At 66.3% G+C, this 14,092-nt stretch carries 18 protein-coding genes; 11 read left to right on the top strand and 7 right to left on the bottom strand.

The annotated features are described in order from the left end of the window. Positions 1-165: 165 nt before the first annotated feature. Positions 166-2,535: a putative bifunctional diguanylate cyclase/phosphodiesterase gene (locus AC5RWX_RS10885; protein WP_493957091.1), complete on the top strand. Its 2,370-nt coding sequence runs from the start codon at positions 166-168 to the stop codon at positions 2,533-2,535. Positions 2,536-2,565: 30 nt separating this feature from the next. Here the strand turns inward: AC5RWX_RS10885 and idi are convergent, their stop codons facing one another. Next, complete coding sequence (gene idi / locus AC5RWX_RS10880; RefSeq protein ID WP_493957090.1) at positions 2,566-3,096, bottom strand: isopentenyl-diphosphate Delta-isomerase; 531 nt, start codon at positions 3,094-3,096, stop codon at positions 2,566-2,568. Between the two features lie 149 nt (positions 3,097-3,245). Between idi and AC5RWX_RS10875 the strand changes: the two genes are divergently transcribed. After that, entirely contained in the window at positions 3,246-3,623 is a 378-nt protein-coding gene (locus tag AC5RWX_RS10875; RefSeq protein WP_493957089.1) for an ArsR/SmtB family transcription factor, read from the top strand. Continuing rightward, positions 3,620-4,531, top strand: a complete 912-nt coding sequence (locus tag AC5RWX_RS10870; RefSeq protein ID WP_493957088.1) for a cation diffusion facilitator family transporter — start codon at positions 3,620-3,622, stop codon at positions 4,529-4,531. The genes AC5RWX_RS10875 and AC5RWX_RS10870 overlap by 4 nt, the downstream gene beginning before the upstream one ends. Before the next feature lie 20 nt (positions 4,532-4,551). On the opposite strand, the gene AC5RWX_RS10865 is transcribed toward AC5RWX_RS10870, so the two are convergent. Continuing rightward, on the bottom strand, positions 4,552-5,007 hold the full coding sequence (locus AC5RWX_RS10865; RefSeq protein WP_493941836.1) for an Lrp/AsnC family transcriptional regulator: 456 nt from the start codon (positions 5,005-5,007) through the stop codon (positions 4,552-4,554). Between the two features lie 114 nt (positions 5,008-5,121). Here AC5RWX_RS10865 and AC5RWX_RS10860 point away from each other — a divergent pair, with 114 nt between their 5' ends. The 5 genes from AC5RWX_RS10860 (at position 5,122) to AC5RWX_RS10840 (ending at position 10,748) form a co-directional block, all read left to right on the top strand. Next, complete coding sequence (locus AC5RWX_RS10860) at positions 5,122-5,745, top strand: LysE family translocator (RefSeq protein ID WP_494078020.1); 624 nt, start codon at positions 5,122-5,124, stop codon at positions 5,743-5,745. A 97-nt stretch (positions 5,746-5,842) separates the two neighbouring features. Beyond that, on the top strand, positions 5,843-7,054 hold the full coding sequence (locus tag AC5RWX_RS10855; protein ID WP_494078021.1) for a CaiB/BaiF CoA transferase family protein: 1,212 nt from the start codon (positions 5,843-5,845) through the stop codon (positions 7,052-7,054). A 307-nt stretch (positions 7,055-7,361) separates the two neighbouring features. Beyond that, positions 7,362-8,768, top strand: a complete 1,407-nt coding sequence (locus tag AC5RWX_RS10850) for a trimethylamine monooxygenase (RefSeq protein WP_494078022.1) — start codon at positions 7,362-7,364, stop codon at positions 8,766-8,768. A gap of 207 nt (positions 8,769-8,975) precedes the next feature. Continuing rightward, entirely contained in the window at positions 8,976-10,082 is a 1,107-nt protein-coding gene (locus AC5RWX_RS10845; RefSeq protein ID WP_494078023.1) for a CapA family protein, read from the top strand. A 39-nt stretch (positions 10,083-10,121) separates the two neighbouring features. Next, the gene (locus tag AC5RWX_RS10840; protein WP_494097427.1) at positions 10,122-10,748 is read left to right on the top strand and encodes a class I SAM-dependent methyltransferase; all 627 of its coding nucleotides are present in this window, start codon (positions 10,122-10,124) and stop codon (positions 10,746-10,748) included. A gap of 36 nt (positions 10,749-10,784) precedes the next feature. Here AC5RWX_RS10840 and AC5RWX_RS10835 read toward each other — a convergent pair whose 3' ends face one another. Together AC5RWX_RS10835 and AC5RWX_RS10830 are read right to left on the bottom strand one after the other, a co-directional pair. Then, complete coding sequence (locus AC5RWX_RS10835; protein ID WP_494078025.1) at positions 10,785-10,988, bottom strand: hypothetical protein; 204 nt, start codon at positions 10,986-10,988, stop codon at positions 10,785-10,787. Next, complete coding sequence (locus tag AC5RWX_RS10830; protein ID WP_494078026.1) at positions 10,988-11,212, bottom strand: hypothetical protein; 225 nt, start codon at positions 11,210-11,212, stop codon at positions 10,988-10,990. Before AC5RWX_RS10830 ends, AC5RWX_RS10835 begins: the two co-directional genes overlap by 1 nt. Before the next feature lie 152 nt (positions 11,213-11,364). On the opposite strand from AC5RWX_RS10830, the gene AC5RWX_RS10825 reads away from it, so the two are divergent. After that, on the top strand, positions 11,365-11,568 hold the full coding sequence (locus tag AC5RWX_RS10825) for a YegP family protein (protein WP_493941843.1): 204 nt from the start codon (positions 11,365-11,367) through the stop codon (positions 11,566-11,568). Between the two features lie 82 nt (positions 11,569-11,650). Here the strand turns inward: AC5RWX_RS10825 and AC5RWX_RS10820 are convergent, their stop codons facing one another. From AC5RWX_RS10820 to AC5RWX_RS10810, 3 genes are all read right to left on the bottom strand, one after another. Then, positions 11,651-12,046 (bottom strand): hypothetical protein, encoded by a 396-nt coding sequence (locus tag AC5RWX_RS10820; protein WP_493941844.1) that lies wholly within the window; start codon positions 12,044-12,046, stop codon positions 11,651-11,653. A 10-nt stretch (positions 12,047-12,056) separates the two neighbouring features. Next, complete coding sequence (locus AC5RWX_RS10815; RefSeq protein WP_494078027.1) at positions 12,057-12,557, bottom strand: J domain-containing protein; 501 nt, start codon at positions 12,555-12,557, stop codon at positions 12,057-12,059. A 118-nt stretch (positions 12,558-12,675) separates the two neighbouring features. Continuing rightward, a complete protein-coding gene (locus AC5RWX_RS10810; protein WP_493941846.1) occupies positions 12,676-13,098 on the bottom strand; it encodes an Hsp20/alpha crystallin family protein in 423 nt (140 codons plus the stop codon). Positions 13,099-13,211: 113 nt separating this feature from the next. Between AC5RWX_RS10810 and AC5RWX_RS10805 the strand changes: the two genes are divergently transcribed. Next, on the top strand, positions 13,212-13,520 hold the full coding sequence (locus tag AC5RWX_RS10805; protein ID WP_494078028.1) for a MerR family transcriptional regulator: 309 nt from the start codon (positions 13,212-13,214) through the stop codon (positions 13,518-13,520). 238 nt (positions 13,521-13,758) lie between these two features. After that, positions 13,759-14,082, top strand: a complete 324-nt coding sequence (locus AC5RWX_RS10800) for a GYD domain-containing protein (protein WP_494063253.1) — start codon at positions 13,759-13,761, stop codon at positions 14,080-14,082. Positions 14,083-14,092: the final 10 nt, after the last annotated feature.

Here is a 14,092-nt window from a genome sequence, read left to right as displayed (position 1 = left end):
AGGGCCGGCCGGATCCTCCGGCCGGCCCTTCCGGCGCTAGAGGCCGGATCTCCACGCAGCCACAAGCGGCCTTGGTCCGGCGCCAAACGCAAGCGGCCCTGGTCGATCACCGGAGCGCAGCGCGGTGAGTCAACGCCGATAGGTTGCGCCTCACAGCTACGATTGGTGAAACGAAAGCATCAGACGGCAGAAGTGGGGAACGGGCATGCCGGCAGCATCATGACGGCCACCAAAGCGGCGGCTGCTTTGTCGTGGGCCGCCATCGCCGGTGTTTCGGCCGCGGGCCTCCTGGTGCTAGTGCAGGTTGTTGCTGCCTCAGTCGCCGCGCCGCCCCGTCTCAGCCTGGTGGCGGTCATTTCCGTGGCGGTACTGGTCCTGGCCTGGCACCTGCGCGTGGATACACCGCTGATGCGGCGCCAGACCACGGCCGCGATGACCGCCGTCGTGATTGTCTGTAACGATCTCACCGCGCCGCTACACCAGACCGTGGCGGTGGTGGGAGTCGGGCTGCTGGCCACCCGGGTGGTGTTCCGACGCTTCCGCTGGGCCGATCTGTATTGGTTCATCAGCCGCCTGCTCGCCGCCGCCATCCTGGTGGCGGTGTTCCAAGCTGCCCAGGCTGCCGGCTTGATCTGGCAGGCCGCCTTGCTGGCCGGCTGGCTGGCCTTCTTCCTCACGGCGATTGCGGTTGAGGGCGCCTTCACCACGTCGACGCAGCGGCGCAGCACGTTCCGCAACGGGATCGGCTGGCCGCCGGCGCTCGGCACGCTGGCCATCAACCTCCTCCTGTGCCTGGCAGGGCAGCACGCGGCCCAGCAGTTCCACCGCGACGGCGTTCAGTCGTTCTTCCTGGTCTTCGCCTCGGTCTTGGCGCTGGCCGTGACCGGCTGGCTGCGCAACGCCGACCTGCGCCGCCGCCTCTCCGGCTTGGTGCACGCCTCGCTGGAGCTGCCCTGGAGCCCCGACGGGATCGACAAGACCCTGCTCGCTGCCGCCAGTTCTTCCGTGCGGGCAGACAAGGTTGCACTCCAGGCCGAGGCTCCTAGGGACAAGGAAATCGGCGTCCGGATGCGCCGCTGGGACGACGGCGACAAGTATTTGGTGGCGTCCCGCAACGGTGGGGCTCAGTTCACCGAAGAAGACGAGCAGGTGCTGGACGCGCTGGCCCACGTGGGCAGCATCATGGTCCGGCACGACGAGCTGGTGCACGAGCTGCGACTGCAGGCGGACACCGATGCGCTAACCGGGCTGGGCAACCGCCGCACGCTGTGGCACCGGCTGACCGAGATCAACACCGGCCGCCGCCCCGGCGAGGCGATCGCCGTCGTCTATCTGGACCTGGACGAGTTCAAGTCCGTCAATGACCAGCATGGCCACGACGTGGGCGACCTGCTGCTGAGGGCCACCGCCCAGCGCATCCGCTCGGAGATCCGTCAGGCAGATGTGGCCGCGCGCATCGGCGGCGACGAGTTCGTCGTCGTGCTCCGCGACGTCGGCAGCGAGGCCGACGCGCGCTCCGCCGCCGAGCGCATCGCCGATGCGATCGCCCGCCCGCTTCCCATCCGTGGCGGTACCCTGCGGGCCCAGGCCAGCATCGGCTTGGCTTACTCCGACCGTCCGGCCAAGGACACTGAGGAGTTGCTGCGCAACGCGGACGCCTGCATGTACGGCAACAAACGGATGCAGCAGCGGCTGCGTGAGTCCGAGCGAGCCGGCTCCGGTTCCGAGACCAGCCTGACTGTGGCCGTGGAGCGCGGCATCCGCAGGCGCCGGCTGCGCGTGGCACTGCAGCCCATCGTCGCACTGGACCTGGATGCGATCGTCGGTTTCGAGACGCTGGCCCGCTACGAGGACGAGGACCTGGGCATCATCGCCCCGGACCAACTGGTAGCCGAGGCGAACCGACTGGGCCTGCTGAACGAGCTGACTCTCCAGGTGATCGACGGCGCGGCCGCGGCGATGATCCGCGTCTGCGAGATCACCAGCCTCCGCTCCGTCTCCGTCAACGTGGAGCTAGGCCAGCTCACGCCGGGCTCCCCTGTGGTGGACCGGTTGCGCCGCATGCGTGCCGAAGGACCGGAACTCAACATCATCATTGAGTTGACCGAGAACTCGCTGGGGACAATGACCGAGGAGTGCCGGACCATGCTGGCACAGCTGCGCAGCGAGGGCTTCAAGATCGCCGTGGACGACTTCGGCTCCGGCTACTCCTCGATGAATTCGCTGACCGAGTTCGCCTTCGACATCGTCAAGCTCGACCGCTCGCTGGTCAGCGGGCACGACGACAGCGCCCGGAACATCGTGGTCAGCCACCTGATCGCCATGTTCATTGCGTTGAAGGCGGATGTGGTGATCGAGGGCATCGAGACCGCCGAGGCCGTGGAATGGCTGGCCGGCTGCCCTAATCTGAACGTGCAGGGCTTCTACTTCGGCCGCCCGATGTGGCCGGACGAGCTCATTGCCCGGCTGGAAACCTCCGGCACGGCGGCCCGCCCGGCCTCGGTCATAACATCCAGCCCCGTCATGGCTGAATAACGACGGCGGAGCCCACCTCAGGAATTTGGCCTACGCCAGCTGCTCCAAAGCTTGGAGCTGCAGCACGATCCACGGACTGAAGGCCCAGGGAGCCGCTGTGGCGGCGGTCTGCAGGTCAGACGGGCGCACCCAGCGGTACTCGGCCACTTCGTCCTCCCTTGGATCGGGCTCCCCCACCGCGAGCGCGGTGTAGACCGGGCAGAACTCGTTCTCCACGATTCCCGAGGCGTCCACCGCGCGGTAGCGAAAGTCCGGCAGCACCAACTGCAGGTCTTTGAGTTCCAGCCCCAGCTCGTAGCGCACGCGGCGCCGCACGGCGTCGGCCATCTCCTCCCCGGGCGCAGGATGTCCACAGGCGGAATTGGTCCACACGCCCGGCCAGGTCAGTTTGTTCAACGCGCGCCGGGTCACCAGCACTCGGCCGTCGGCGTCGGAAATGTGGCAGGAGAATGCCAGATGCAGCGGCGTCTCCCCTGTGTGGATTGCGGCCTTGTCGGCCACACCGGACGGCTTCAACTTCTCGTCCAGCAGGACTACCTGTTCGGTTTCCTGTGTCGTCATGGTCGCCCGCCGGATCCGGGCCGCTGCAAAGAGCGCGCACAGCGGTCAATGGTCTTCATGTCCGCCATCTTACGGGCGCTGAGGAGGGACCCGAAGTCGAGCTCTCCGGCGGAGGTGAGAATACTGCGCCTAACCGATATCATCGCCGTATGACGATGCAACGGGAGCGCGCCTCGGACCGAACCGGGGACTTGGCGCCGGCCGCCGCTTTGTTCCACAGCCTTTCGGATCCCACCCGGCTGACCATCCTGCAGCACCTGACCACCGGCGAGCACAAGGTCCGCGACCTGACCGAGCATCTGGGGCTGGCCCAGTCCACCGTCAGCGCGCATCTTGCCTGCCTGAACGACTGCGGCCTGGTCACCTCGCGCCCGGTGGGACGGGCGTCGTTGTATTCGCTGACCACCGAGCCCGAACTGCTGGCGGCCTTGGCTGCCGCCGAACGTTTGCTTGAAGCGACAGGCTACGCCGTCGAACTGTGCCCCACTGCCACCGGAAGCCGGGCCGGGACGGAGGCATCTGCATGAGCGGCCATCACCATCATGCCGGACCGACCCACCGCGGCCGGTTGGCCATAGCCTTCGCCATCACGACGGCCATCCTCGCTGCCGCATTAATCGGCGCCTTCCTCACCGGAAGCCTCGCGCTGTTGGTGGACGCCGGACATATGCTGACCGACGCCGGCGGCCTCCTGATTGCCCTGATGGCCGCGTCGCTCATGGTCCGGCCGCACACGCCGCGCCGGACCTGGGGCTACCTCCGGATGGAAGTGCTGGCCGCGGGGGCGCAGGCGGCGATCTTGCTGGCCGTGGGAATCTATGCGCTGATCGAGGGTGTCCAGCGGCTGATTGTCCCGCCGGAGGTCAACGCGGACGGACTGCTGGTCTTCGGCATTATCGGCCTGCTGGGAAACATCGCGTCCATGCTGGTGCTCAGTGCCGGCCGCAATGCCAACCTCAACCTGCGGGCCGCATTCCTCGAAGTAGTCAATGATGCCCTCGGCTCGGTGGCCGTGATCGTCAGCGCCGTCGTTATCGCCACGACCGGATGGACCCAGGCCGATGCGCTGGCCGCCATGCTGATCGCGCTGCTGATAGTGCCGCGGACCCTCAAGATCCTGCGGGAAGCCGGCAGCATCCTGCTGGAAACGGTACCGAAGGGGCTCGACCTGGAGGACGTCCGCCAGCACATCCTGGAAGTGCCGCACGTGCTGGCCGTGCACGACCTGCACGCGTCGCGGATCTCCTCCAACATCCCGGTGCTTAGCGCACACGTGGTGATTGAGGATTCCTGTTTCGTGGACGGCCATGCCCCGCAGGTATTGGACCAGCTCCAGCAGTGCGTGGCCGAGCATTTCGTAGTCAGCGTGGAACACTCCACCTTCCAACTGGAGCCTGCCGGACACCTGGACCACGAGCACCCCGCCCACGACTGACAACCTGCGACTGCCGGCGACTACGGAATGGGCACTGTGCCGATCGGGCCGAACCGCTTCATCACCATGGTCGAACTGAGCCGCTGGACGCCGGGCAGGCCGCCGAGCGCGGTGTCATACAACTCTTGGTAGCCGGCCAGGTCGCGGGTCAGGACCCGCAGCATGTAGTCCGGCTCTCCGAACAGCCGCTGGGCATCCACGATGTTGGGCACCGCGGTGACCGCTTCCTCGAAGGCGGCGATGGTCTCCAGATCGGTCCGGCCCAGGGTAACAAAGAGAATCGCCTCAAAGTGGAGTCCTACCGCCTCCGGTGAAACGACGGCGCGGTAGCGCTCGATCGCTCCGGACTGTTCAAGATCCTTCAGCCGCCGGTGGCACGAGGACAGGCTGAGGCCCACCCGGCTGGCGAGGTCGGTAGCACTCATCCGACCGTCCTCTTGGAGCAGTGAAAGAATCTCCCGGCTTAATGCGTCCACGCCGGTTATTGTTCCACATCGCTTGCCAATTCGGCAGGAGAACCGCAGAACATTCCACGTGTTTCCGCGTAGCATTTACGGCTGTTGGGAAAGATTTAGGAAAGAAGAAGCTCCATGGATGTGTCACTGCTGATCCAGTTCTGGGTGGTGGCACTGTTGCTAGCTCTCACCCCGGGAGCGGACTGGGCGTATGCGATTGGCGCTGGCCTGCGGGCGCCCTCAGTGGCCCCGTCGGTTCTGGGCATGGCATTCGGCTACGCGGTGGTGGTCTGCATCATCGCCGTTGGAGCGGGCGCTTTAGTCACCCAATACCCGATGATGCTCACCGTGCTGACCATCGCGGGCTCGGCCTACTTGATCTATCTGGGCGTGAGCACACTCGCCAGCAAAGCCGGGCCAGTCACCGCCAGCAACGCCCCGCTGGGGAATGCTCCGGCCGCCCAGTTCTTCCGCGGTGCCGGCGTCAGCGGAATCAACCCCAAGGGACTGCTCCTGCTGCTGGCACTTCTGCCGCAGTTCACGTCGCCCACCGGGTGGCCGTCGGCGGCGCAAATGCTCGTCCTGGGCGGACTTCACGTGGTCAACTGCCTCTACATCTACTTCGCCGTCGCGCTGCTGGCCCGCCGGCTGCTGCGCTCCCAGCCCCGCGCCAGCAACATCGTCGCCCGGATCTCCGGCGCGATCATGGTGCTGATCGGGCTGGGCATCTTGGTGGAAAAGGCAGCCGAACTGCTCTAAAGGCGCCCGTCCGGGCGTCGCCACGACACCCACGACTAAGGCTTGTCGATCCTGCCGTACACTCGACGTCACATCGTGCTTGTCGGAAGGACCGATCGTGCCTGACCCATCCAGCCTCTCGGCGCCAACTCCAGCCCAAAGGCCCCTCGAGGGCCTGCTGGTGGCTGACTTTTCGAGGGTGCTGGCGGGTCCGCTGGCCACGATGACCCTGGCCGATCTCGGCGCGCGGGTCATTAAAGTGGAGCGGCCGGGCGCCGGGGACGACACCCGCAGTTGGAGGCCGCCGAACTCCCCCACCGGAGCCACCTACTTCGAAAGCGTGAACCGCAACAAGGAATCGATCCGCCTTGACCTGTCGCAGCCCGGGGACCGGCAGCTGGCCCGAAGACTGGCGGCGGCAGCGGACGTCGTCGTCGAAAATTTCAAGCCCGGCGGGATGGACAAGCTCGGGCTGGGCTATGAGCAGCTCTCAGCCGAGAATCCGGGACTGGTATATGCCTCAATCTCCGGCTTCGGCTCGGCCGAGGGAGCGTCGCTGCCCGGATATGACTTCATTGTCCAGGCGGTGGGCGGGCTGATGAGCATTACCGGGGACGCCGACGGCCCACCGTACAAGGCCGGAGTCGCCCTGGTGGACGTGCTCACCGCCAAGGACGCCACGATCGGCATCCTGGCCGCGCTGCAGGCCCGCTCCGCCAGCGGCCTCGGCCGCCGGCTGGAGGTCAATCTGCTCTCCAGCCTGCAGGGCGCCCTGGCCAACCAGGCCCAGGCCTACTTGGGCGCCGGCGAGATTCCCCAGCGGATGGGCAACAAGCACGCGTCTATTGTTCCGTACCAGTTGCTGGAATGCGCCGACGGTCCCCTGGCCGTGGCCTGCGGCAACGACCGGCAGTTCCGCCAACTGGCCAACATCCTGGGCGTGCCACGGCTCGCGGATCACGAGCGTTTCGCCACCAACAGCGCGCGGGTGCAACATCGCGGCGAACTCATTCCACTGCTGGAGCAAGCCCTGTCCTCGGCTCCCGCCGCGGTGTGGCAGGACAAGCTGACCGCGGCCGGAGTCCCGGCCGGACCGGTCGCCACCATCGACGAGGGGATCGCCTACGCGGAGTCGCTCGGGCTGGCTCCCACGATCGAAGTCCATGATGCCGCCGGCCGGCCGGCGGGCCGCCAAGTCCGGCATCCAATCACCTGGACGCCGGCGTTCGAGCCGCGCACGGCCGCCCCGCCCGCGCTGGGCGAGCACACCGCGTCGGTGCTGGAGTGGCTGCGTTCCCTGGACCAGTCCAGCACTGTTGAGGAGCGCTAAATCCCGGTGGCATTTTGACTTAATCCCCCTTACGTGTTGGCATGGACAGCAGGCCAACCGGTGTTATTGGATCTTCGGTGGGCCGCTCCGAATCGCTCGCGCAGGCCCCTCGCCTGCCCGCGGACACGGTGCCCGTCTCCCTCTCGGGATTGATTGTTCAGGGCCCGGCGCGCTCTCGCGCCGCCAGTGTTAGACCGCTGCGCACCATGCGCTTTTCCACCGCTACCGGTGCGCCAATACGGCCGTTCTGTGGATTCGGAGCGTCGAACCTGACGGACAGATCCACTGGATGAGGAGATGCATTTATATGCGAGTCGGAATCATTGGTGCAGGGCCCAGCGGCATGGCACAGCTGCGGGCGTTCGAATCGGCAAGGAAACTGGGAGCCGAAATCCCGGAGATTGTGTGCTTTGAGAAGCAGTCCGATTGGGGCGGACAGTGGAACAGCAGCTGGCGCACCGGCCTCGATGCCGCCGGCGAGCCCGTGCACAGCAGCATGTACCGGCACCTGTGGTCCAACGGCCCCAAGGAAGTCCTCGAGTTCTCCGACTACACCTTCGACGAGCACTTCGGCCGTCCGATTTCCTCTTTCCCGCCGCGCGAAGTCCTGTTCGACTACATTGCCGGCCGGGTCCAGAAGTCCGACGTGCGCAAGTACGTCCGGTTCAACACCGTGGCCCGCTGGGTTGACTACAACGAAGACAGCCAGGAATTCACCGTGACGGTCGAGGACCTCGCAGCGCAGCGCACCGAAACCCACGTCTTCGACAAGCTCGTGGTCTCCACCGGCCACTTCTCCTACCCCAACGTGCCCGCCTTCGACGGCATCAACAGCTTCCCCGGCGAGGTGCTCCACGCCCACGACTTCCGCGGCGCCGAGCGGTTCGCCGGCAAGGACCTGCTGCTGATCGGCAGCAGCTACTCCGCCGAGGACATCGGCATGCAGGCCCACAAGATGGGCGCCAAGTCCGTCACCTTCAGCTACCGCACTTCGCCGATGGGCTTCGACTGGCCGGAGACCGCCACCGAACGCCCGCTGGTGACCCGCTTCGAGGGCCGCACCGCGCACTTCAGCGACGGCACCACCGGCGAGTTCGACGCCGTGCTGCTTTGCACCGGCTACCTGCACAAGTACCCGTTCCTGCCCACCGAACTGTCGCTGCAGTCGCCGAACCTGCTCTACCCGGGCAACCTCTACAAGGGCGTGGTCTGGCAGCAGAACACCAACCTGTTCTATCTGGGCGCGCAGGACCAGTACTACACCTTCAACATGTTCGACGCGCAGGCATGGTTCGCCCGCGACGTGATGCTGGGCCGGATCGAACTGCCATCGCTCGAGGAACGCGACGCTGACATCCAGGCCTGGCTCGACCGCCAGTCCACGCTTGCCGACCACGACGCCGAAGCCGAGTTCCAGACCGATTACCTGCGCGAGCTGATCGCCCTGACGGACTATCCGGAGTTCGATCTGGACACCGTCTGCGCCCTGCTCAAGCAGTGGATGAAGGACAAGGAAGAGAACATCCTCGGCTACCGGGACAGCATCCACCGTTCCGTCATGACCGGCACCATGGCCACCCGGCACCACACCCGCTGGATCAACGCCATGGATGACAGCCTGCACCGCTACCTCCACGGCCCGTCAGAGGACATGGACACCGGAGCACTGGCGGCCCTGACCGGAGACGCCGAAGAAGCTGCCGCCCGGCGGTAGAGCCAACCTCGCACCGCGTACGACGGCGGGTGGCACGGGAGCGCTGTCTCCCGGCCACCCGCCGTCGTCACCATGGGAGCGCTGTCTCCCGGCCACCCGCCGCCGTCGTCACCGGTGCCCGGACAACCCGCACCCGGCCATCCGAGAGCTGCCGGTGACCGTCCGCAGGGCTACAGTGGAGCCAGCAGTCAGAATCGAGTGGCAGCCATGGCTTCCAACACGATCGCCCTGTTCTTGGCCGGCGACGTCATGACCGGCCGAGGCGTGGACCAAATCCTGCCGCACCCCGGCGCACCCAACCTCCGCGAAGGCTACATCCGCGACGCGAGGGACTATGTAGCACTGGCCGAAGCAGCCAACGGGCCCATCCCCCGCCCCGTGGACCCGGCCTGGCTTTGGGGCGATGCGCTGACAGTGATCGGCGAGTCCGGACCGGACGTGCGCGTGGTCAACTTGGAAACCAGCGTCACCGGCGACGGCACCTTCGCGCCAGGCAAGGGAATCCACTACCGGATGCTCCCGGACAACATCGGCTGCCTCATCGCCGCCGACCTGAACGTTTGCGTCCTGGCGAACAACCATGTGCTGGACTTCGGTGCCGACGGCCTGACGGAAACTCTGGACACACTGCATGCTGCCGGCCTGCGAACGGCTGGCGCCGGCCGCGACGCCGATCAGGCGTGGCAGCCCGCACAGGTGGACACCGGCCATGGCCGCGTGCTGGTGTTCTCCGCCGGGCTGGAATCCAGCGGCGTCTCCCGCGCGAATGCCGCCAGGCCCGACCGGCCCGGGCTGGCCTTTCTGCCGGATCTCTCCCGGGACACCGCCAACCGGTTCATCCACCTCGTCCACTCCGCCCAGCGTCACGGCGACCTCACGGTGGCCTCGCTGCACTGGGGCTCCAACTGGGGCTATGAGGTTCCCCGCGCGCACGTCCGCTTTGCCCACTGGTTGGTCGACGGCGGGATCGACGTAGTGCACGGCCATTCCTCCCACCATCCGCGTCCGCTCGAGATCTACCGAGGCCGCCCGATCTTCTACGGCTGCGGCGACCTGATCAACGACTACGAGGGAATAGGCGGCCACCAGGAGTTCCGCGACGACTTGCGGCTTCTCTACTTCGTTACGCTGGAGGCGCGTACCGGGGAATTGCGCGGCCTGCGCCTGCTGCCGGTACGGGCCCGGCGGATGCGTCTGGAGCGGACCACCAGGGACGACGGCGAGTGGCTCCGTCGCGTACTGGGCGACGCCAGCAGCGGTTTCGGCACCCGGATCAGCATGCTCGGCGACGGCAGCCTGTCCGTGGTGCAATAAGACGGCACAGTCCTTCCCGACGACGATAGGACCACGCCCATGGGACTGAGAAGCGCACTGTTCGCGGCGCAGTACGACTCCGCCATGCGCCGCGCCGAGGATGAAGAACTCACCACTCGCCGTGCGGCGCTGCTGAACGGACTGAGCGGAATTGTGTACGACGTCGGTGCCGGCACCGGCGCGAATCTGCCCCATCTGCCGCCGTCCTGCCAGGTGACCGCGGTGGAACCCGATCCGAACATGCGCAAGCGGCTGCAGGCCAAGGCCGGGTCAGCCGCCGGCAACATCTGCGTGGTGGCCGCCGCCGCAGAAGCGCTGCCGGCTGAAGACGCCAGCGTGGACGCCGTCGTTTTCACCCTCGTGCTCTGCAGCGTCCCCGACCAGGCCGCCGCCCTCGCCGAGGCCAAGCGGGTGCTCAGGCCGGACGGACAGCTGCTGTTTCTGGAACATGTCCGCGGCGCCGGCGCGCACGGCACGTTCCAGGACATGCTGCGGCCGGTGTGGTCTTTCGCGGCGCAGGGCTGCCAGCTCAACCGGAACACCGTCGCCGCCATCTCTGGGGCAGGGTTCGCCGTGACCGTGCAGGACGAGTTCACGGTGGGGCCGGGATGGCTTCCCGTGAACCCGATGGTGACGGGCACGGCGACGCCCGGAGGCAACAGCTAAGCAGCCTCCGGGCGCTTGATGGTGGATTACAGGCCGTCAGTACCCATAGCCGCCGGTTTTCTTGGCGTTCTCGGCCTCGGCCTCGCCGTCGACATTTTCGGAATCCGGTCCCGGCTCAGAATCCACCGGATCCGTCCGCTGTTTGTCATTGTCCGCCGACTCCGGCACACGCGGGTCTTCCAAACGGTCTTCCGCTTGGTCTTCCGACGGGCTGGCGCCGTCGTTGTTCTCCGTGGTCATTATCCGAATCCGCCCAGTTTGTCTTTGAGCCCGCCGAGCTTCTCCCCCAGGCCTCCGGGGAGCTTGCTCAGCAGGGCGTCGACGTCGATCCCCAGGCTGGAGAGCAGGCCCGAGTCCTTCTCCGTGTCCACTTTCTCCGGCAGTTCGGAATCGGCCTTGGCGGCCTGATCGTGGTTGCCCTGCTGTTTGAGGATGTCGATGATCTGCTGCTTGTCGATCTGCATGGTGTTCTCCGATCCACCTGGATTATCAGCGCACTGTCCACTTTCCTCACTCGGTCATAGTGTGGCAACCCCCAGACGTCTGCAGGCTGCCGGTGGCATACTGTTTGGACGCCACGGAGCCGTGGCGTCTCCCAGGGACAGGAGCGCAAGTTGTGGCCGGCCATTTCGAAGTGATTGATGCGCCCGACGGCGGATTCCGCGTCAGGATGCTGGACGCGGACGGGGAACTCATGGCCGAGTCCGTGACCTTTCCGTCCATCCGGGCCGCAAGGAAAGGGATCGAACTCGCCCGCGAAATCGCGGGAACCGGACGCGTGATCGACCGGTCGGGCGCCGACGAGTCATCCGAGACTTAGCCGCATGAACCCGGCTTCCACGAACTCGCACGATCAGCGGACCGCGCCGGCAAGGGCGGTCTGCGGGCTTAGGGTCGGCGGGCTAGGGCCGGGGGCTTTCCGGGCCGAAGAGGAATTCTTCCGCGTGGGCCACGGCCTTCTTAAACGAGTCGTTGCGCAGGGCCAACTGTTCGGGTCCGTCGTGCAGGCTCTCCGTGTACTCGGTGAACCCGGGGCGCAGCACCCAGATTCCGCCGGCCGGCGGAAGGTAGAAAACGGCGAAGGACCGGTGCTCGGAGTCGTCTTCCCAGACCGGAACCACTGCTGCGGCAGCGCCGGTGTCCACGTTGATCCACTGGGCCCGAGGCCGCGGCTGGCCCTCGTCAAAAACGCTGGGGTCAAGGAACGGAGCGGTTCCCGGCCCCCACCGCTCCTCGAACCGTTCATGGAACACCGGAAACAGGTGATGGTCGTAGCGGCGCCAACTGGTAGCAGGCATTAATCCTCCTTCAACGATCAAAAACTATCCATCGGCGGTAGTCCCTTGAGGATGACGGCGGCTGCTCACCCAGTCGGACTGCGTCCGGCGAGATGGGGTCGTCGAACCCCAGGTACACCGGGCGGCCGGAGGGAACCGAGGGACCGCGGTTCGGACGCCGCTGTGTCTCAGCTGGTGCGCGCTCGGCGGCCCCTGCTTCCTTCGGCTCGGCGGCGCCGGCCTCGCTGCGCTCTCCAGACTCGTGGTTATGCCGTGCCGTGATGCGCCGGGAGCTGTTCCGGTCGTAGTCCGCGCGCCGTTCGGCGTCACCCAGCACCATGTAGGCGTGGAGGATCGCCGCCGTCGTCGGTTCCTCCGCCTGGGTCTCCGTGTCACGCGGAGCCGATCCCCCGCCGTCGGGATTGAGGTCCGGATGATGGCTGCGGAGCAAAGCCCGGTAGGCGCGCCGAATGTCCCCGCTGCTGGCGTCCGGGGCAACCTGCAGAACGGCATAGAGATCGGTCTCGTTCATGATTCCCCTCCCCTCCGACCTTTCCGGCCCGAACCGGCGCGTGAAAGCGGTGCGGACAGCGGCGCGGCCGGCGGCACCGCCCTGGAGGGACGGCGCCACCGGCCCGGACCAGCATGGACTAGGCGTCGATCATCTGCTGCTTGTCTCCGCTGCTGATTTCGATCTTGCGCGGCTTGGCCTGCTCGCGGATAGGAATCCGCAGCGCCAGCACGCCAGCCTCATAGTTCGCCGTGACCTTCTCGGTGTCCAGCGTGTCGCCCAGGATCAGCTGGCGGCTGAAGGTACCGCTCGGCCGTTCGGCGGCCACCACTTCCTTGCCGTCGTCGATCTTGGACTTACGTTCCGCGGCAACCGTCAGGACGTTCCGTTCCACATCCAGGTCAATGGTGGACGGATCGACGCCGGGCAGGTCGAGTTCGACGACGAACTCCTCGCCCTCGCGCCACGCATCCATCGGCATTGCTACCGGGCGGGCCTGGTTTCCGAAGACCTGCTGGGTCAGGCGGTCCAGCTCACGGAATGGATCAGTTCTCATCAACATGACTGCCTCCTTCAGTTCTTCTAGCTCCAGCGCTCACTTAATCTATGTCTGAGCGCATAGATATTATGACTCTGCGGTATGATGTTCGCAAGTCCATTTTGGGAGGAATTTTGGTGGCCGAGAAGAACCGTCCGCAGGCGGACAAGGGGGTGTATGGCATCTCCGTGGTCAGCGATCTGGTGGGCGTGGGCGAACAAACCCTGCGGCTCTATGAGCGGCGCGGACTGGTGGAACCGGAGCGGACCGAAGGCGGCACGCGCCGATACAGCCAGGATGATGTGGACCGCCTCCGCCGGATCGGTGAGCTGGTGGAGGACGGAGTGAACCTGGCCGGCGTCGGCAAGGTGCTGGCGCTGGAAGAGGACAACGCCGCGCTGCAGCAGAAACTCGATTCCGTCGAAAAGCGGGCCGCCGACCGCTGAGGCGTTGGCGGACGCCAGCCGAGGCTGCGGCAGCTCCTGGAGCCGGCCGGTGGCGCGGGCCCATCCGGCCCATGGGGCGCCTGGCTAGAGCACCGGCCACGCATTGCCAGCTTCTTTCGTGCAGGCCTATACTCGCGCCCACAGCCCCATTCGGGGAAACCTCCGGGACCTCTGCCCTAGGGCGTCCGACCTGTCCGGACGGGGGCCGCGTTCTGGAAGAGCAGAACAGGAAGCTGCCATGACCAAGTACTTGTTCCAGGGAAAGTATGTGGGCGCGGGAATCAAAGGGCTGATGCAGGAAGGCGGGTCCAAGCGACGGGAGGCTGTGGTCCAGGCCTTGGAGTCGGTGGGAGGCTCGCTGGAATGCATCTACTACGCCTTCGGGGAGACCGACGTCGTTGGTGTCTTTGACATACCGGACCAGCCCAGCGCCGCCGCACTGTCCATGATGATCAATGCCAGCGGTGCGGTGGACTTGCGCCTCACCCCGTTGATGACACCCGAAGATTTCGACGCGGCGGTGGAAAAGACACCGTCCTACCGCGCGCCCGGACAGCAATAGCGCGGTTTTC

It is taken from the genome of Arthrobacter sp. SPT-J7 (assembly GCF_059089965.1).
The sequence above is the reverse complement of the archived record's forward strand: the minus strand, read 5'-3'. Positions and strand labels throughout refer to the sequence as shown.

Coding starts and splice junctions, on each gene's coding strand:
- AC5RWX_RS10815 (WP_494078027.1), bottom strand. CDS start 12,557: ATGAACGAGACCGATCTCTATGCCGTTCTGCAGGTTGCCCCGGACGCC.
- AC5RWX_RS10835 (WP_494078025.1), bottom strand. CDS start 10,988: ATGACCACGGAGAACAACGACGGCGCCAGCCCGTCGGAAGACCAAGCG.
- AC5RWX_RS10820 (WP_493941844.1), bottom strand. CDS start 12,046: ATGCCTGCTACCAGTTGGCGCCGCTACGACCATCACCTGTTTCCGGTG.
- AC5RWX_RS10860 (WP_494078020.1), top strand. CDS start 5,122: ATGGATGTGTCACTGCTGATCCAGTTCTGGGTGGTGGCACTGTTGCTA.
- AC5RWX_RS10875 (WP_493957089.1), top strand. CDS start 3,246: ATGACGATGCAACGGGAGCGCGCCTCGGACCGAACCGGGGACTTGGCG.
- AC5RWX_RS10870 (WP_493957088.1), top strand. CDS start 3,620: ATGAGCGGCCATCACCATCATGCCGGACCGACCCACCGCGGCCGGTTG.
- AC5RWX_RS10845 (WP_494078023.1), top strand. CDS start 8,976: ATGGCTTCCAACACGATCGCCCTGTTCTTGGCCGGCGACGTCATGACC.
- AC5RWX_RS10840 (WP_494097427.1), top strand. CDS start 10,122: ATGGGACTGAGAAGCGCACTGTTCGCGGCGCAGTACGACTCCGCCATG.
- AC5RWX_RS10830 (WP_494078026.1), bottom strand. CDS start 11,212: ATGCAGATCGACAAGCAGCAGATCATCGACATCCTCAAACAGCAGGGC.
- AC5RWX_RS10810 (WP_493941846.1), bottom strand. CDS start 13,098: ATGTTGATGAGAACTGATCCATTCCGTGAGCTGGACCGCCTGACCCAG.
- AC5RWX_RS10800 (WP_494063253.1), top strand. CDS start 13,759: ATGACCAAGTACTTGTTCCAGGGAAAGTATGTGGGCGCGGGAATCAAA.
- AC5RWX_RS10850 (WP_494078022.1), top strand. CDS start 7,362: ATGCGAGTCGGAATCATTGGTGCAGGGCCCAGCGGCATGGCACAGCTG.
- idi (WP_493957090.1), bottom strand. CDS start 3,096: ATGACGACACAGGAAACCGAACAGGTAGTCCTGCTGGACGAGAAGTTG.